The sequence below is a fragment of the Paenibacillus sp. IITD108 genome, assembly GCF_036541265.1.
Taxonomy (GTDB): Bacteria; Bacillota; Bacilli; order Paenibacillales; family Paenibacillaceae; genus Pristimantibacillus.
The window spans coordinates 42,543-60,224 of the sequence record NZ_JAZHCT010000034.1; the positions used below are offsets into that span (position 1 = coordinate 42,543).

The window sequence follows — 17,682 nt, forward strand, 5'->3', positions numbered from 1 at the left end:
ATAGAATCATGTTTAAGCAAATGAGATTTACAGGCAAAAATCGTACGTTTCCGCTATTAACGGGTGAACGCTGCCGGTACGCCGCCGTCAACAGTCAGCATGCAGCCGGTTGTTTTTGCCGATCTGGAAGAAGCAAAGAACGCGATGCCTTCCGCGATATCACGCGGATAAATATTCACTAGCAAAGTAGTACGCTTGCGATAGTATTCTTCCAGCTGATCCGGCTCAATGCCATACGCCGCTGCGCGCTCATTGCGCCAGCTGCCGTTCCAAATCGCAGAGCCTTGCAAAATAGCGTCAGGCAAAACCGTATTGACGCGAATGCCGAATTCGCCGCCTTCTGCTGCAATACAGCGTGCCAAATGCGCTTCAAGCGCTTTAACAGAGCTGTAAGCTGTCGCGTTTTTGCCGGCATAAACCGAATTTTTAGATCCGATAAATACCATATTTCCGCCTACACCTTGCGTTTTCATAATTTTAAATGCTTCACGAGCTACTAGGAAGTAGCCGGTTCCAAGCACGTTCATATTCAAGTTCCATTCCTTCAAGGACGTCTCGTCAAATGGGCTGGAAGTAGCAAGGCCTGCATTATTTACAATAATATCAACGCCGCCGTAAGCGAGCGCCGTTTCTGCATAAGCTGCGGCTACCATTTCCTCGCTAGTTACGTCCATCTTGACGGCCAAAGCTCTGTTTGCACCGTACTTCTCATTAATTTCGGCAGCGACACGCTCAGCACCTTCTAAATTCAGATCCGCAAGTACGACATGCGCGCCTTCGGAAACGAGACGTCTTGCCGTTTCGCTGCCAATACCGCCGGCTCCGCCAGTAATAAAGGCTACTTTACGAGAAAATTCAGCTTCAGCCGGGGCAAGAGAAAGCTTGTAAAGCTCAAGCGGCCAATATTCTACGTTAAACGACTCATTCTCGCTAAGCGATACGAAATCACCAAGCGCTGTAGCCCCGCGCATTACAGCAATCGCACGGTGGAACAAAGCGCCGCTTACTTGCGACATCGCCCAGCTCTTGCCTGTATTGATCATGCCTACACCCGGAATCAGGATAACGCGGGGAGCAGCCTCAAACATAACGTCGCCTTCGTTTTTATTGCGTTCAAAATATTGCTTGTATTGCTCTTTATAGGCTGCAACACCTTCAACAAGCTTCTGCTTCAAGCCTTCTACATCGTCTGCATTCGGAGTCCAGTCGATAAACAAAGGCACAACCTTTGTATGCACCAAATGGTCAGGGCAAGCTGCGCCAACCTGAGACAGCTTGGCAGAATCTTTGCCGCCCACAAAGGCAAGCACATCCGCTTCATCATCAAATGACAATATCATCAGCTTCTCATCGCTTACAGCACCGCGAATCGTAGGCATAACTGCCGCTGCGATGCTGCGGCGGACTTCCGCTGCCAGCGCTTCATGCTTCACGCCGCCGTATACATTGTCCGCTTGTACGCGATCTTCAATGAAAGCTTCAGCTTCGTTAATGATTTTGATCGTTTGAGCGTAGCATGCCTCAGAGGTTTCGCCCCAGGTTACAAGGCCATGCTTCTCCATTAATACTAGCTCAGCGTTTGGATTAGCCAATACGCCTTCTGCAATCATTTTGGAAAGCGTAAAGCCAGGACGGACGTAAGGCACCCATACAAAGCGGTCGCCAAAAATTTGTTTGGCAAGCTCTTTGCCGTTATGCGCGCAGCACAGGCTGATAATCGCATCAGGATGGGTATGGTCAACATGCTTGAACGGCAAAAAAGCATGCAGCAGCGTTTCAATAGAAGCACGCGGATGCTTGGCATCGATCATGCAATTAACCAAATAAGCAACCATATCCTCATCTGACATTTCATTCCGTTCAAACAGCGGACGAATATCGTCCATACGCAATCCTGTGAAATTGCCTGCTTTCATCGTTGCAAGGTCAGAGCCGCTGCCCTTTACATACATCACTTCTATATCGCGGCCGCGGAAATCCTTCACGATTGTTTTGCTGGACGTATTGCCGCCTCCGTAATTGCACACGCGGCGATCCTCGCCGATAATGTTGGAGCGATAGACAAGCTCCTCCAAGCCACCCTGCAAATTAGCTGCTTTCGCATTGTCCCATAAAGGTTGTACCATAGATAGTTCCTCCAAATATCATTTTTGTTCATGCATCATTGCACAAGAAAACCAGGTCCTTTCCCCTTAGTTTTTCTTGTTTTTGTATTTGTTTATCTGTAATTATCCCCAGTATATCATCTTTGTTTATGTTTGAATACCATTGAAACAAAAATAATCGGACATCATTAATAGGAAACAAATAAAAACAAACTACCTGAGTAATGGCAAACGAACAAGCATCAACGGCTCCGCCGTCCTTTCGACAGATGCGATTACCGATAAAATACAAGAATGGATATAAGGTTACCAAAACTTATACTTTCTTACATTTAAAAAAGAGCCGTATAAGATCATTGATCTTACACAGCTCTCAAAACGTTTAGTATTCTATGAATCGCCAGCTTTCTTCAAGAAAGGCTAACCTAACTCTCGACCTGTCATAATAATATACGCGATTAAAAAAATGTTTAGAGCAATAATGACGCAGGTTGCCGTCCAAGCCGTTATTTTAATCCACGTTCGATTGGCGAAAATGCCCATTTTTCTTTTGTCGCTTGTAAACAGTACTAGAGGCACTACGGCAAATGGCAGCTGCAGGCTGAGTATAACCTGGCTCCATAATAACAATTCACCCGTCCCTTTTGATCCGGAAATCCATGTTACTACAAATGCCGGCACGACAGCAATGAGTCTTGTAATCAAGCGGCGCAATATAGGAGATATCCTCATGCGTATAAAGCCTTCCATTACAATTTGGCCAGTCAGCGTACCGGTTATCGTCGAATTTTGCCCAGATGCGAGCAAAGCAACTGCAAACAATGTGCCCGCAATGCTTACCCCCAAAGTTGGGCTTAGCAGCTCGTAGGCTGCTTCAATTTCTGAAACCTCAAGCCCTGTTCCGTAAAAAGCAGCAGCGCCTAGTATCAATATAGCAGAGTTAATTACGAATGCAAAAAATAATGAAACATTTGAATCGATAAAGGAATACTTCAGCGCTTCCTTCCGGCCTTCCGTTGTCCGCTTATATTGCCGGGTTTGAACGATAGACGAGTGCAAATATAAATTATGAGGCATAACAGTTGCGCCTAGAATACCTAGTGAAATAAATAGCATCTCTGGGTCGGTCACTATTTCATAGCTTGGAACATACCCGCCGAACAAAGCAGATAGTTCTGGTTTGGATATTATAACTTCAAATGCAAATACAAACAGAATTGTCGCCATCAGCACGATAACAATCGATTCGATCCAGCGGAACCCTTTGCGCTGAAGCAGCAGCAAAAGCAGCACATCCAGCACTGTTATAGCGATGCCGAGCAGCAAGGGAATGCCGAATAGCAGGTTGAGGGCAATGGCAGATCCGATTACTTCAGCCAAATCCGTCGCAATAATTGCAAGCTCTGTTAAAATCCATAAAAAGGTCGCTGTCTTTTTCCCAACAGCGTCGCGTGTAGCCTGTGCCAAATCTTTGCCGGTCACGATGCCCAGCTTCGCAGATAATGCTTGCAGCAGCATCGCAATTACATTGGAAATTAGAATGACTGATAAAAGCGTATAGCCAAAACGCGCTCCTCCTGCAATTGAGGTAGCCCAATTTCCCGGATCGACATAGCCTACAGCGACAAGCGAGCCCGGTCCGGCAAAAGCTAGCAATTTGCGCCAAAACCCCGCATTGGCAGGTATTTTAACGGTATTATTAACCTCTTCCAAGCTAATATTATTACTGTTCCGCAGCCATCCGTTATGATTCGTTTGATCTTTTTTCATGTCCATAGCTTTTACATCTTCTGCACAAATTATGAAGCCGTTTATTTTAACGGTGATTTGTTGATCATATTTTGCGCTATCACAAATAAGATCGCCCTCCTCCTTAGCCAGGAGAGGCGATCTTTTTATCAAACTAAATTGAGTTTGGTAGGCAGTTGAAAAACACTTTTATAGCGAAAATATGCCCAACAAAAGCAGTTTGGAGCAAGCGCCGACCGGTGTTTTCTATATGATTTTTCGTAAACAATTGTTGTGTTTTTGGACGTTTCTGCGTATTCTATATGAAATTTCATATATATTTAACCGTTTTGAGGTGGCAGATGCCTATTCTGTATGCTTTTTCATATACAATCGTGCTTTTTGAGGCATTTCAGTGTAATGTATATGAAATTTCATATACATTTAACCATTTTGAGGTAGCACCAACCTATTCTGTATGCTTTTTCATATACAATCGTGCTTTTTGAGGCATTTCAGTGTAATGTACATGAAATTTCATATACATTTAGCCGTTTTGAGGTGGCACATGCCTATTCTGAATGCTTTTTCATATACAATGGTTAGCCAATGCTTCGAGTTAATCACAACGAGCCAATGCCTGCCAAACGGCCTTATTGGGAACAAAAGACACCTATAATCACGGTTTGTTTACGTATTCCATTAAACTTCTATATTCATTGAACTTGCTAGGGACGCAAATTTCTATTGCAGCTACTTACACCTCAGCGTTACCTCAATATCTTGATTGTAGTTGCCAAAGCCTTTTCCAAACAAAGTAACGCCGCCGCAATTTTTAGCTGTCGAGCTGCAAGAAATACGCAGCAAAATTTCCTTGTCATAGGCCAGCTTCAGTTTATCTATCGTAACATCTGACGCTTTAATCCCATCGATGAACGAGCCTTGGCGCGTAACGCGAATCATCTTCATTAATCCATGCTGAATATTTTTGTACCACCATTGCGGAGTGTAAATACCTCTCGTACTGCCAAAATCACCAGGATATGTCCATACCGCTACTTCCACATCGTTAATAGAAAACGTTATATCCGACGGCAAATGACTGACCGCACAAGGCGTTTCCGAGCAAATCTCCATTGAAAACTCCAATGAATCCGGCTGTTCATTGTAAATCATATAGTTCGGAATGCGATATTCGACATAGCCTGAACCAAACCAAATGACGCGCGCCTGCACATGCTGCGGATCAGCAAAATATCTTGGATCGTCGCACATGCCGATCATTTGTGTCTCGGAGGCCAGACCACAGGTCGGCTTCACTTCAAAGGCAGAATAATTGCCTACCGGTATAGAAATATCATAGCGATTTCCTTGTTCCAGTTCTTTATGATGCGCTTGCTCCTGTCTGTTCTCCCCGCCTTGAAACAGCAGTGTGGCTCGCGACAATTGCAAATAGCATACTTTTTGCATACCGCGTTTGCCTGCTACATTTTCGCTTCGTACAATGCCGGCTTCTTCCAGCTTTTGTATATGCCTCGTAACGATTGGCGATTTGATATCCAGTTCCTCCGACAAGCTTTTAATATTCATCGGCTGCTCGCCAAGCAGCTCAATAATCCGTACACGTGTATGGGATGAGAAGCACTCTAAAATGTGCATATTATGACTATTAACTTCAATATTGATTGTAATTCCCCCGCCTTCACTCCTGCATGCTGAACCAATTATATAACTTAGAAGTTAACCTTTCAATCTAATTGTGATGGCACTTGACACTTTCAACTATTTTAAATAGAATAAAGCTCGTCTACATAACTAAAAAGATAATTAGTTAACTTTTAAAGTAACTAATTAACTAAGGAGGCTTGGACTATGAATAGCTTTCAATTTTACAACCCTACACGTATTGTATTTGGCGAAGGCAAAGCGGATCAAATTGGCGAGCTAGCTGCGAAATATGGCAGTACTGTGCTGCTTGTCTATGGCGGAGGAAGCATTAAACGCTCAGGTTTATATGACCGCTCGATCGATAAGCTTACACAGCAAGGCTTGAAAGTAATCGAACTGTCCGGAATAGAGCCGAATCCACGTCTTACTAGCGTAAATGCCGGAATAGAGCTATGCAGAGAGCATAATGTTGATCTTATTGTCGCTGTAGGCGGCGGCAGTGTTATTGACGCAGCAAAAGCAATTGCAGCCGGAACCTTGTACGATGGCGATGTATGGGATTTCTATACGAATAAAGCAGTCGTTCAAAAGGCTTTGCCAATCGGAACTATCCTAACACTTGCGGCTACCGGCTCCGAGATGAACGGCTCCACCGTTATTTCCCACTGGGAGCAAAATTTAAAAAGAGCTTGCGGCAGCCCGCATTTATACCCTGTCTTTTCAATTTTAGATCCAACACTGACTTATACGGTTCCACGCAATCAGACTGTATATGGCTCGATTGATATTATGTCTCATGTCTTTGAGCAATACTTCAGCAAAACTACAAATACACCGCTGCAAGAGCGACTTTGTGAATCCATTTTGCAAACCGTTATCGAAAATGTTGTAATCGCAATTGATAAACCAGAGGATGCCGCTGCAAGAGCTAATTTGATGTGGTGCGGAACGTTAGCGCTTAACGGCGGACTTATTAGCGCAGGTATGGAAAATGACTGGGCTTCGCATAATATCGAGCATGAGGTCAGCGCAATCTATGATATTCCTCATGGCGCAGGTCTGGCTGTTATTTTCCCGAATTGGATGAAATATGTTTACAAAGAGCGCATTGATCGTTTTGTACAGTATGCAACTAGAGTATGGGGCATTAATGGCGAAGGCATGTCGGATGAGGAAATAGCACTGGCGGGCATTGAAGCGACACGCAGCTTCTTTTCACGCATTGGGGCAGAATCCAGATTAGCTGACTTTAAAATTGGTGACGATCAGCTTGATCGCATGGCAGAGGAAGCGGTTCGTTATGGCGACTTCGGCTCCTTCAAACGCCTTGGCAAGCAGGATGTGCGTGCCATTTTAGAAGCATCTCTATAAAACATTTATATTGTAAATTTTAAGGAGGACTAACGATGTCACAACCTTTTACTAGCAGCACTACATTGCATAACGGAGTAAGCATGCCTTGGCTGGGACTTGGGGTTTGGAAAGTTACAGAGGAAGGACAAGCAGAGGCGGCCGTTCTGGCTGCGCTGGAAACTGGCTATCGCAGCATTGATACTGCAGCTGTTTATAATAACGAGGAGGGCGTTGGCGCAGCGCTTGCCGCTACTTCCGTTCCACGCAAGGAAATATTTGTAACTACGAAAATATGGAACGCCGTCCAAGGCTATGACACGACGCTGGCCGCATTCGAAGAAAGCCGCAAGAAGCTTGGCCTGGAGGTCGTTGACCTATTGCTTATCCACTGGCCTGTCAAAGACAAGTACAAGGATACATGGCGCGCTATGGAAAAGCTTTATAAAGAAGGGCATGTACGCGCGATCGGCGTAAGCAACTTCCAAATTCATCATTTGCAGGATTTAATGGAAACCTGCGAGATTAAGCCGATGATTAACCAAGTAGAATGTCATCCGCTATTAACGCAAGAGCCGCTTCATGCTTTCTGCAAAGAAAACCAAATACAGCTGACCGCATGGAGCCCGCTTATGCAAGGCAATCTGGATCTGCCAGTCCTAACGGAAATCGGAGCCAAATACGGCAAATCAGCCGCACAGATCGTGCTGCGCTGGGACTTGCAAAACGGCGTTGTAGTCATTCCAAAAACGGTTACGCCTTCCCGAATGAAGGAAAATGCTGAAATCTTTGATTTTTCTTTAACGGATGAGGAAATGGCACAAATTTCCGCCCTTAACCAAAATAAACGCTTCGGCGCTGACCCGGATAATTTCAACTTCTAGAAAAACTCTTACCTTCTAGCAAGCCTAACTGACTTAACGAATTAAGCATTAACCGCTGCTGTATGCCAATTACGAAAAATGAAGTACAGACTCATTAGAATAATTGGCATACAGAGCATCATCATCAGAGTTAGGTTTTTGCTCCGAAAACAAACTGCTCCAGCATTGCAAGCCGATCATCCGAAAGTGCAAGAGAATTATCAAAATATAAAATAGAACCCTCTTTCAATGGCCAAGCCATTTCTCTTCGCTTCAAGCTCGCTTTAAAGCTCTTCCAATTATCCAGCTTCCACTTATCCAATTCAGAGCTCCTTGCTATGAATCGCGACCGATACGTTTCTTCGTCGGAAAGATGAACGACAACCACCTTTACCTCTACCTGATCTTGCGTCATCCCTGCCATCTGCAGCTCTTTCTCCAACCACTTGGCATCCTCGGTTTCTTTGGTAAAAGGTCCTATAACGACAGCATCTATCCCAATACTTACATTTTCCAAGGCAGCATCCATCGTTATACGATAACCTAAATCCCGGCATAATCGCTTATATTCCGGAGAATCACGATCATTCGGATCAAGCCCCTGAAGCGTCATAATAGCGACTGCTGCAGGCCTTAACAGCGTGTCCATATCAAAAAAAGCCAGCTTCCTTTTGCTCGCCAGCCCCTTAGCTATAGTCGTCTTACCCGCTCCAGCACCGCCAACGACAAATATTAATTTTCCCATTTGCTATCTCCTTGACTGATGACTTGATTAAATCAACCAGAAACTATAGTTAACCCAATAATAAGAAAGGAGCGTCAGCCAGTTATCACACTTGGATAAATGACATGACGTTCCTTTCTATTCTAATATAATAGCCAAATATTGCATATGGGTAATTCTATACTTATAAAATCAGCCGTGCTATTTTTGGGGCTAACATCTTGGGGCTTCTCTTATCAATTTTTAACGAGTTACATTCCATAATGTTGCACGATAAATAAAAATATGATCCTTGACAACAAGCTTGAGCAAGAAGTACACTGAAATCGTAAAATAAATGAGTGATTACTCACTTTCATTTTTTATCCTCATGGACTACCTAAAAAGGAGTGAAATTCATGTCCTTAAACCAATCTGACTGGATTCGTGTAGAGCAGGTCAGCCGCAAATTCGGTTCTGCCACGGTACTGGACCATATTGAGCTTGCGATCTCACAAGGAGAAATTTTCGGTCTCTTAGGGCCATCAGGCTCAGGTAAAACAACATTGATCAAGCTGATTGCCGGAATTGATATTCCTTCCGAAGGCAGCGTTACGGTAATGAATACGCAAATGCCTAGTTTAGCGATGCTTGGCAGCATCGGTTATATGGCGCAAGCTGATGCGCTCTATAATGAATTGACAGCAAAGGAAAACTTGCAGTTTTTTGGAGCTTTATATGGATTGAAGGGCAAGGCGCTGCAGGAGCGAATCAAGAGCGTTATGGAGCTGGTCGGCTTGCAGGATGCGATGAATAATCTCGTTGCGAACTATTCCGGCGGGATGAAGCGCAGACTTTCACTGGCAATCGCATTAATTCACGAGCCACCGACGCTTATTCTTGATGAGCCGACCGTAGGTATTGATCCTGTTCTGCGGCAATCGATTTGGCAAGAGCTGGAGGAAATTAGCCGGCAAGGCACGACCATCATTGTAACAACCCATGTTATGGATGAGGCAGAGCGCTGCGATCGTCTGGGCATGATCCGAGCGGGACAGCTGATCGCAATCGGCACGCCGGCTGAGCTGAAGGCTAAAACAAACTCCCAAACGCTTGAAGGGGCATTTTTAGTATACGGGGGTGAGACCGCATGAGAATTAAAGCGCTCATTATTCGGATTATACGCCAGTTTGTACGCGATAAACGTACGCTTGCCTTGCTTATCGCTGCTCCGCTGCTCGTCATAACACTAATGTATCTTGTTTTTAACGGAGATACTTATAAGCCGACGCTCGGCGTATGGCAAGCACCTGAGCATTTGGTGAAGCAGCTTGAAGCTGCCGATATTTCGATTATGCAGTATGATAGCGAAGATGCCGCCTCCAAGGCTCTTGGCAAACAAGAGCTTGATGCTATCATTACGCTGCGGGGCGAAGAGCTTATCGTCCGCCTGGAGGGCAGCGATCCTGCCAAGAGCAAAGCCGTTATGCTATTGCTGCAGCAAACGATGCAGGTAGCTGTGCAGCAAAATATGCAGCATCTTGCTCCTGCGGGCATGCCGCAAAGCTCACAGCAGGCTCAACAGCCTGACGCTCAGCAGCCAAGCTCACAGACCGGTGAGACCGGTGGCGGAACGACTGCTAATCCTGCAGGCCCAGCATCAGGTTTGCAGCAGCTGCAGCCGCATTTTGAATATTTGCACGGCTCTGAGAAAATGACCTCCTTTGATAATTTCGGACCGGTACTCATTGGTGTATTTTCATTTTTTTTCGTATTTTTAATAGCCGGCATTTCTTTTTTGAAGGAACGAACAAGCGGAACACTGGAGCGCCTGCTTGCTACGCCGCTTAGAAGATGGGAGATCGTAGTCGGCTATATTGCAGGCTTTGGCATATTTACGAGCATTCAAGCTATGCTGATCGCAGGCTTTTCCATTCAAGTGCTCGGGCTTATGATGGTCGGCTCAATCTTCTATGTATTGCTGATTACGTTGCTGCTTTCCATAACCGCACTCAGTCTTGGCACATTTTTATCGGCTTTTGCAAAAACAGAGCTGCAAATGATCCAGTTCATACCGATCGTCATTGTCCCTCAAGTGTTTTTCTCCGGCTTATTCGATTTGGATACGATGCTGCCCGGCTTGCGCTGGCTCTCTTATCTAATGCCGCTGCGGTATGGTGCGGACGCGCTAAGAGATGTCATGATACGCGGCGAAGGCTGGCAGGCCATTGCTGTAAATGTCTTTGTACTCGCAGCATTGTCACTAATATTTATCGCAGCTAATATCGCTGCATTGCGCAAGCATAGAAAAATATAGTAAGGTAAGAGCTATAAGGCTGCCGCGCAGCCGCACAGCATAACCGCAAGGAGGTACAGCCCTGTGGCAAGCAAGGAGAATCACGAAGAAAAGTGGCTGGCTGATTTGTTAAAGCTGGCTGACGATGATGAAGACAAAAAAACAGCTAAGCAAATAAAAATTATTGAAGCTGCTATCGATATTTTTTCAGAAAAAGGCTTTGCGGCGACCTCGACGAGTGAAATCGCCCAACGGGCAGGCGTTGCGGAAGGAACGATTTTTCGTCATTATAAAACGAAAAAAGATCTTCTTCTATCGATAGCCGGGCCGATCGTCGGAAAGCTCGTCGCTCCATTTATTATGCGAGATTTTGCCAAAGTGTTAGATTTGCCCTATCAGCGGGTTGAGGATCTCTTCCGGGCAATAGCCAAGGATCGTATCGCATTCGCTCGAAAAAACGTCAAGCTGATTAAAATATTAATTCATGAGGTCCCTTTTCAGCCTGAGCTGCTTGGTCAAATCAAGCAAGCAATGACTACGATCGTCTTGCAGCGGGTTGAAAAAATGATTAAACACTTTCAAGAGCAAGGCCAGCTTATAGAAGAGCCGCCATGGCGTATTATCCGCACAGCCTCTACTGTGCTGGTAGGCATGATTATTACGCATATCATTATTATTCCCGAGCAGCCCTTTGACGAGGATGAGGAAATCGACCGTACCATCAATATGCTGATGTACGGCATCGCCGCTCAGCCGAAATCTTATTAAGCTGGGTTAAGAAGCTGCAGCGCAAATAAAAAGCGAGCTTAGAGAAATCTCCTCTTGGCCCGCTTTTTTTGCTTGTTATGTACTGGCTGTGGTTTGTCAGGCAATCGGATAATCATTATCCCAGCCCTCTCGCTTCATTATACGCCCGCAATATTGTATAGCGATTCGGCCGGACATGATGCGCCTCGCGCAAGCTGCGCTGCAGCAGTTCATCGCTGATGCCCAGCTCTTCAACAGAAGCTGGTCCGCCTACCTGTTTAAGCAGCGACCTTATCTCATCCTCATCGGGCAGCTGCTCAATAAGCTTGCGCAGCGTATGAGGGTCGCGCACAAAATCCAGTCCTCCATCTTGTACAGCAAGCTGCTTGTAGAGCTTGATCATTTCTGCGCAGGCAACGCCTACCTTTGCCCCATGCAGCAGCTGACGCCGGTTGATCCGTATATACTCCATCTCCCAATAATGCGACAAATGATGCTCCGAGCCCGATGCTGAATGCGACTGTCCAAATTGCAGCATCGCTACGCCTGATTGAATAAGCGCTTCGATTAATACTTTGACTCCTTCACGAGTACCGGCAGCGATATCCTGGGCCTGCTCCAAACAAGCCTGCAGCGCTTCTATGGTCAAATCAGCAGTCGATTGCAAAAACGGCTCGTTATGCTCATTCACCCCAAAATGCCAGTCAAGCAATGAGGTATACTTACCGATCATATCGCCGAAGCCAGCCGCGATAAGCTGTGCTGGCGCTTGCTGCAGCAGTGTTAAATCTACAAACATAGCCGATGGGCCTTTTGCAGCAATTGTAATTTTGTCACCGCGCAGCAGCAGTGGCGCGCCTTTCGAATTAAAACCATCGACTGTAGGTGCGGTAGGCACCGAAATAAATGGGATGCCCGCTGTATATGCTGTATATCGGGTGATGTCATGCAAGGTTCCTGTTCCGACAGCGACGACAGCCTCTGCTTCCAGCTGCTGCACATCCAGCAGCAGCTGAATGACCGATGCTTCATCGGCCACGACATCGCCGCAGCTGTTCGGTTTAATGATCGTTTCGTAAGCTGCAATTCCCGCCTTGCTCAATTTCTCCAAAAGCACATTACCTGCCAAAGCCGAGGTAATAGCATCCGCGGCAATGATTATTTTTGAGTATCCTTTATTTTCAATATATGGAAGCAGCCTCATCAGGGCATCGTCTTCAATATGCAAGCAATCCATTCCTGCAAGACGGCTGCTTTCCGTTTCCCTATTCCAAAGCAATGAAGCCATGCTGTCCCTCTTTCTATAATTGTTATGCCTGATCACCTTGTATGATCGAGGTTGTCCGTATGCAGTTGCCTGCCCCGGCTGCTATATAGAATCTATTGCGATCCTTCTGCCCGCCTGATGCGATCTTTCGGCATATTCAACCAGAGCCTGGGTATGCAAATAATCACGCGCATTAGTCTCCCCTGCACGCTTTTCGGCCAATGCATCCAAAAATTCCTGCAAGCAATCAGGACATTGCTCACCGCTTAACGGTTCAATCAATGACGTTTCGCCATTCACCGTCAAATAGAGGCGATCCTGTATGCATTCCAGCGAGCCTTTCGTACCATCTATGCGCCAATTGCCCGGCCAATTAGTAGCCGGAGCATGCGAAGCGATAGTACCAGTATAGCTGGCAGCGATACCGCCCTCAAGCTCTATAGCTAGCGAAGCGCTTAGAATAGCGCCCTCCTCTTCCCAGCTGCCGATCGGCTTGTGCAAATACGCTTGTACGCTAATACTTTCCCTTCCTGTCAAATAACGCAGCATATCCAGATGATGTATACCGATGTCCTTCAGCAAATGAGTCGGATAAGCTCTCTTAAGCGGGTGGTAGCGGTGAAAGCGAATATCGATTTCAGAAATCTGACCAATAGCTCCTTCTTCGATCAGCTTCTTGAGCGTTCTAATATTTGGAGCAAATCTATAGTTCTCTGCAATCATAAAAGGCACATTATAGTGCTCCGCAAGCTTAACGGATTCGACCGCTTCTTCAAAATCGTTAGCGATCGGTTTTTCGCACAGCACTGCAATGCCGCGCTCAAACGCAATCCGGTTAATAGCCATATGTATATGCGGCGGTGTTACATTGACGATAAAATCAACATTTACCCGCTCCAGCGCTTCCTCCAGCGTATGGTAAAAAGGAATGTCGTCAGCCGCCATTTTGTCCATCATCTCTGGATTGCTATCCACTACCGCAGCCAGCATGCCGCGCTCCAGCAATCGCTTATACCATCCAAGCCCGAATCTGCCCAGTCCTACTAAAACCGCCTTCATTGTTGTTCCTCCCTGCTGCCCAACCAATGATACTTTTTTGAGTTCTATGCTCTATTGTAAGCATATAAACGCCCTTTGAACAAGCGTTTACGTACACTTGTCCAAAGGGCGCTTCATTTCCGTGAAATTTTAAAAGGAATCGTTATTTCTTTTCAACTTTTTTGCCGCTATTAAGCTGTGCTCTCTCTTCTTCTGTGTAATCAGCAATTTTATTTTTGCCTTTCACACCGCTTACTACTATATTATATTGCTTTTTCAAATAAGCATGAAGCTCCTTCATATCTGCCTCATCAAGCTGAGTCAGCTGTTTTTCACCTTCAATTTGTCCGAGAATAATGCCGATAACCTCTCCAGCAAGCGAAGTATTAGGCTGAATGCGCGCACTGCCATATGCAGCAGCGGAAGCACCTACGTTCTTGCCTGCTACAATTACGTTAGCATAATCTTTTAGAATAAAGGAACGAAGCGGCATACCGTATTTGTCCGGATTGCCTAGACTGATTCCCCAAACACTTGTCTTCGTCCCCTGATTATCGAGCGGGTATCCACCGATGCTCACATTATCCCAGAACATCTCAGCTCCCATTACATCTGTGCCTGTCAGGACATAATCGGTTTCATAGCGATCAAAATCGCGAATATATAAATATTCCGGGTAACCATTCACTTCAGCATTTTCCCAGCCAGGAAGCTCTTTGCGCAGATGCTCCAGCACGAGATCCGTTTCCTTTTTGCCAAGCTCAACCGCTTCCGCAACTCTTGCAGCGTCAGTAGGTACTACATCATAGATAAGCAAGGCGTTAATTAACGTTTCGCCATTAAGCTGATTCAAAATATTCAAGCCACGTAAAAATATATCGTCCCGCGTTGCTGTGTAGCTGCCACCTACATTACCAAAGCCCCATGTAAACGTATTTGTTACATTCGTAGTAGAGCCATACTTCTCATCCCGTTCCGCTTGACTCAGCTTATTGACTTCCTTATGAAACTTATCCCAGTCTACCCCTTTAAACTTCATCATAATAGAAGAAGCCATATAATCCGGCTCGGATTGATTAAAGATCGTCTCTACCCCTGGAATACGCTTATCGCTAAGCAAATGGGTAAGGGCAGTGAAATCTGTATTTTCTACAAAATAGTTTGCAGCTACCGTTTTTGTTTCGCCGCCAGCTGTCTTATAAGTCAGCTCGCTTATTTTTGTGCGGCCAGTCGCTTCATCGTTTTCCTTCTTCACATCTGTAATTTCAATACCGGACTCGATTGGAATTCCGTCTATCAAATCATTATAATAAGCGGTAAATTGCTCTAAAGTACGAATTTCACCCTTTTTGAATCGGTCAAACAATTGCTTGACACGGCCCTGTGTGAGTGTTTTTTGCGCATCATCGGTAGGCTCGTCCAAAAACAGCATTTGCCCTTGGATGACCTGTCCGCCCGGATGCTCACGCGGATCTAGCACAAGCACATTAAGTCCTTCATCCTTTGCCGCTCTTGCTAAATACATGCCTTCTATTTCAGAACCGATAATAACAATATGTGCATCCTTGTCAGCAGCAAGCTCCTTTGGCTCCTTTTTTCCCGGACCGGTAACCTGCTCTGAAGCCGTCGGCTTCGGATCATCGTTCCCCTTTTCAGGCTCGGATTCCGAGCTGCAGCCCCATACAAACAATAGTAGCATCAAAAAAATTAACTTCTTCAATTCCACACCCCACGCCTATAATTATAATTTCTGGAAGCTTGAAACTACGGTCCTAGCAAAAACCTACACTTATTGACGTCAATATTTTACAAAATGTTTCAAACCCTTTTCTATTATATAGGAACAAAGCGGATATCTCCAATGAGATACGTGATTACTTTTGACCAACCACTAGTTTCAAGTAAATTACCCAATAAATTACAAAACACAAACAATTGGAGGGTCATTTCACAGTGCTGCTCAGTGCTACTCTGTTGCTGCTTCAATACGCCATTCCACACCGATTTTCCCTGCAAATTCCTCTCCAGTAATGACGAAATAATAACGCCCTGATTCTGATACTTCAAATGAAAGCATTTCTGAACTGGGGCTAGCCATCCTGCCTATTTTATGTCCTTTAGGATCAAGCATATAGTGACCGTAACCGCCATGATTGGTCTCCTCCCAAAAAATCTCATAATGCATAATTGTACCTTCCTGCAAGTCGACAGGCACTTTATGCTCGCCATAAAAATAGTCAAATTTCACATTATAGGAAGTATCCGTATAATTCTCCACAACGCCCTGCTTTATTGAAAAGTCGCCCAGAAGCAAGACGGTTGTCAATACCGCCAGGCATATAGCGGCCGCAATGCCGAACAATTTTAAGCGCATCACCCAATTGCTCATTCCAAGATGAGCAATAGCGCATAGCATACCGATCGTTCCAGCAAAGAAGACATATATAATGGAGAAGAAAAAGCTGCCATTCCAAATCGCTATAACAATAAACGGTAAATAACCGCCTGCAATATAAAATAAGAAGAGCAAAAAGATTCGACCGAATCCAGCGCGCGAGGCAAGCCAATCTGCCAGCAAAGAAAAGCCTATGGCGTAAGGAAAAAACAAAAAGAGCACACCTTTGTTAGCGATCAACTTAGACAGTTCATACAGATTCCAGCCCACTGTCATTATTCCAAACACCAGCAAAGTCGTACAGGAAGCAAACAGCTTTGAAAATAAATGCATGCTTGCTCGCTCCAGCTTAGTTCCTTGTGCAAAATGATGACTCATCACGATCCCGCCTTTCTTCCATTATCGTAATAAATAGAACGAAATCGCGGTAGTTCTAACATTCATAGAACCTGTTGTTTCACGTAGGTAAAAAAATCAAGCACGACAAGGATAAACAGCTCTGCCTTCTTTTGGACAGGAGCGTTCACCGGCGAATTACAAGAACAAGTCCTCTATAATCATTTCCCCTCTGGAATATACACCCAAAATTTTCTTGGTAGTCTTGTCGAAACGGGTTAGACATGATACTTTAGATACAATTTAACGGTTTGAAGAATAAACCGCTTTGATACGATGCATATATGCATATTCGTATTGAAGCGGTTTTTTCTTTGATAAAACAAAAAAGGATGGTGATAAGATGAACTTATCTTTTGATGAAGCTTATGAGAACTGGTTAAGTGCACAAATTGCCGAGGAAAAAAATCCAAGAAGACGTGAATTATTAAGTAAAGGCTTGAGTTACGGGACGATAACATTCCTAAAGAAGATTTGGTACCCTGTCATCGGAAATCTCAAAGATCTTCATTCGGAATATGAAGTCCGGGATTTAAATAACAAATATCGTTATCTTGATCTTGCCTATATGCCTGGTGGTGCCAAGGGTTGTATCGAAATTCAGGATTATGGAAGCCACGCCAGAGATATTGAAACAAATCGTTTCAAGGATCTATGCATGAAGCAAGCTTTGCTAACGCTTGACAATTGGTCCTTTCTTCCAATTGCATATTTGACTATTCGCGATGATCCAGAAGTTTGCAAAAATTTGGTGCTGTCCTATGTTGGAAAGTTTCTGTCGATCGATATGAGTTCAGAACTTACGTGGGCTGAAGCCGAAACTCTAAGACTCGCTCGACGGCTGCTGCGCCCAATTGAAGCAAGAGAATTATCCTTGCATCTATTGCTATCGGAGAACCGCACAAGAGTAGTGCTTCGTTCTCTCATCGCCAAAAAATTGCTTATTGTTTCAAGCGGAAAGCAACGATATCGTACATATCAGTTAAACACCTTCAGTTGAACTCCTTCAATTGAATGTCGGTTCGAGATCTAACTGTATGTCGGTCAGTTTATGATCTAGCTGAACAATGGTGTGTGATATAACTGAACGGCGGTATGTGATCTTTTTGAACGATGGTGTGTTATC

At 44.9% G+C, this 17,682-nt stretch carries 14 protein-coding genes; 6 read left to right on the forward strand and 8 right to left on the reverse strand.

Annotated elements, in window-relative coordinates; genetic code table 11:
• Nucleotides 1–56: 56 nt before the first annotated feature.
• The 3 genes from V1L65_RS23180 to V1L65_RS23190 form a co-directional block, all read right to left on the reverse strand.
• Nucleotides 57–2,126 (reverse strand): bifunctional aldolase/short-chain dehydrogenase, encoded by a 2,070-nt coding sequence (locus V1L65_RS23180; protein ID WP_331701644.1) that lies wholly within the window; start codon nt 2,124–2,126, stop codon nt 57–59.
• A 399-nt stretch (nt 2,127–2,525) separates the two neighbouring features.
• On the reverse strand, nt 2,526–3,875 hold the full coding sequence (locus V1L65_RS23185) for an Nramp family divalent metal transporter (RefSeq protein ID WP_432506684.1): 1,350 nt from the start codon (nt 3,873–3,875) through the stop codon (nt 2,526–2,528).
• A 711-nt stretch (nt 3,876–4,586) separates the two neighbouring features.
• Nucleotides 4,587–5,492, reverse strand: a complete 906-nt coding sequence (locus V1L65_RS23190) for an ArsR/SmtB family transcription factor (protein WP_331701646.1) — start codon at nt 5,490–5,492, stop codon at nt 4,587–4,589.
• A gap of 213 nt (nt 5,493–5,705) precedes the next feature.
• On the opposite strand from V1L65_RS23190, the gene V1L65_RS23195 reads away from it, so the two are divergent.
• On the forward strand, nt 5,706–6,872 hold the full coding sequence (locus V1L65_RS23195; RefSeq protein WP_331701647.1) for an iron-containing alcohol dehydrogenase: 1,167 nt from the start codon (nt 5,706–5,708) through the stop codon (nt 6,870–6,872).
• 35 nt (nt 6,873–6,907) lie between these two features.
• On the forward strand, nt 6,908–7,735 hold the full coding sequence (locus tag V1L65_RS23200) for an aldo/keto reductase (protein ID WP_331701648.1): 828 nt from the start codon (nt 6,908–6,910) through the stop codon (nt 7,733–7,735).
• Between the two features lie 130 nt (nt 7,736–7,865).
• Here the strand turns inward: V1L65_RS23200 and V1L65_RS23205 are convergent, their stop codons facing one another.
• Entirely contained in the window at nt 7,866–8,459 is a 594-nt protein-coding gene (locus tag V1L65_RS23205) for an AAA family ATPase (RefSeq protein WP_331701649.1), read from the reverse strand.
• Between the two features lie 377 nt (nt 8,460–8,836).
• On the opposite strand from V1L65_RS23205, the gene V1L65_RS23210 reads away from it, so the two are divergent.
• The 3 genes from V1L65_RS23210 (at nt 8,837) to V1L65_RS23220 (ending at nt 11,481) form a co-directional block, all read left to right on the forward strand.
• Nucleotides 8,837–9,571 (forward strand): ABC transporter ATP-binding protein, encoded by a 735-nt coding sequence (locus V1L65_RS23210; RefSeq protein WP_331701650.1) that lies wholly within the window; start codon nt 8,837–8,839, stop codon nt 9,569–9,571.
• On the forward strand, nt 9,568–10,734 hold the full coding sequence (locus V1L65_RS23215; RefSeq protein WP_331701651.1) for an ABC transporter permease: 1,167 nt from the start codon (nt 9,568–9,570) through the stop codon (nt 10,732–10,734). The genes V1L65_RS23210 and V1L65_RS23215 overlap by 4 nt, the downstream gene beginning before the upstream one ends.
• 63 nt (nt 10,735–10,797) lie before the next feature.
• Nucleotides 10,798–11,481 carry a TetR/AcrR family transcriptional regulator gene (locus tag V1L65_RS23220; RefSeq protein WP_331701652.1) on the forward strand — a complete coding sequence of 228 codons (684 nt, stop codon included), beginning with the start codon at nt 10,798–10,800 and terminating at the stop codon, nt 11,479–11,481.
• A 115-nt stretch (nt 11,482–11,596) separates the two neighbouring features.
• Here the strand turns inward: V1L65_RS23220 and V1L65_RS23225 are convergent, their stop codons facing one another.
• The 4 genes from V1L65_RS23225 to V1L65_RS23240 form a co-directional block, all read right to left on the reverse strand.
• Nucleotides 11,597–12,748 carry a sn-glycerol-1-phosphate dehydrogenase gene (locus V1L65_RS23225; protein ID WP_331701653.1) on the reverse strand — a complete coding sequence of 384 codons (1,152 nt, stop codon included), beginning with the start codon at nt 12,746–12,748 and terminating at the stop codon, nt 11,597–11,599.
• 81 nt (nt 12,749–12,829) lie between these two features.
• Nucleotides 12,830–13,786, reverse strand: a complete 957-nt coding sequence (locus tag V1L65_RS23230; protein ID WP_331701655.1) for a Gfo/Idh/MocA family protein — start codon at nt 13,784–13,786, stop codon at nt 12,830–12,832.
• Nucleotides 13,787–13,928: 142 nt separating this feature from the next.
• Nucleotides 13,929–15,464, reverse strand: a complete 1,536-nt coding sequence (locus V1L65_RS23235) for an FAD-dependent oxidoreductase (RefSeq protein ID WP_331701656.1) — start codon at nt 15,462–15,464, stop codon at nt 13,929–13,931.
• Between the two features lie 267 nt (nt 15,465–15,731).
• The gene (locus tag V1L65_RS23240; protein ID WP_331701657.1) at nt 15,732–16,538 is read right to left on the reverse strand and encodes a hypothetical protein; all 807 of its coding nucleotides are present in this window, start codon (nt 16,536–16,538) and stop codon (nt 15,732–15,734) included.
• A gap of 361 nt (nt 16,539–16,899) precedes the next feature.
• On the opposite strand from V1L65_RS23240, the gene V1L65_RS23245 reads away from it, so the two are divergent.
• Nucleotides 16,900–17,556, forward strand: a complete 657-nt coding sequence (locus V1L65_RS23245) for a transcriptional regulator (protein ID WP_331701658.1) — start codon at nt 16,900–16,902, stop codon at nt 17,554–17,556.
• The last annotated feature ends 126 nt before the right edge of the window (nt 17,557–17,682 follow it).

What these genes read in the sequence shown, in the direction of transcription:
- V1L65_RS23180 (WP_331701644.1), bottom strand. Translation starts at nt 2,126, where the DNA reads ATGGTACAACCTTTATGGGACAATGCGAAAGCAGCTAATTTGCAGGGT.
- V1L65_RS23185 (WP_432506684.1), bottom strand. Translation starts at nt 3,875, where the DNA reads ATGAAAAAAGATCAAACGAATCATAACGGATGGCTGCGGAACAGTAAT.
- V1L65_RS23190 (WP_331701646.1), bottom strand. Translation starts at nt 5,492, where the DNA reads ATGCACATTTTAGAGTGCTTCTCATCCCATACACGTGTACGGATTATT.
- V1L65_RS23195 (WP_331701647.1), top strand. Translation starts at nt 5,706, where the DNA reads ATGAATAGCTTTCAATTTTACAACCCTACACGTATTGTATTTGGCGAA.
- V1L65_RS23200 (WP_331701648.1), top strand. Translation starts at nt 6,908, where the DNA reads ATGTCACAACCTTTTACTAGCAGCACTACATTGCATAACGGAGTAAGC.
- V1L65_RS23205 (WP_331701649.1), bottom strand. Translation starts at nt 8,459, where the DNA reads ATGGGAAAATTAATATTTGTCGTTGGCGGTGCTGGAGCGGGTAAGACG.
- V1L65_RS23210 (WP_331701650.1), top strand. Translation starts at nt 8,837, where the DNA reads ATGTCCTTAAACCAATCTGACTGGATTCGTGTAGAGCAGGTCAGCCGC.
- V1L65_RS23215 (WP_331701651.1), top strand. Translation starts at nt 9,568, where the DNA reads ATGAGAATTAAAGCGCTCATTATTCGGATTATACGCCAGTTTGTACGC.
- V1L65_RS23225 (WP_331701653.1), bottom strand. Translation starts at nt 12,748, where the DNA reads ATGGCTTCATTGCTTTGGAATAGGGAAACGGAAAGCAGCCGTCTTGCA.
- V1L65_RS23230 (WP_331701655.1), bottom strand. Translation starts at nt 13,786, where the DNA reads ATGAAGGCGGTTTTAGTAGGACTGGGCAGATTCGGGCTTGGATGGTAT.
- V1L65_RS23235 (WP_331701656.1), bottom strand. Translation starts at nt 15,464, where the DNA reads ATGCTACTATTGTTTGTATGGGGCTGCAGCTCGGAATCCGAGCCTGAA.
- V1L65_RS23240 (WP_331701657.1), bottom strand. Translation starts at nt 16,538, where the DNA reads ATGAGTCATCATTTTGCACAAGGAACTAAGCTGGAGCGAGCAAGCATG.
- V1L65_RS23245 (WP_331701658.1), top strand. Translation starts at nt 16,900, where the DNA reads ATGAACTTATCTTTTGATGAAGCTTATGAGAACTGGTTAAGTGCACAA.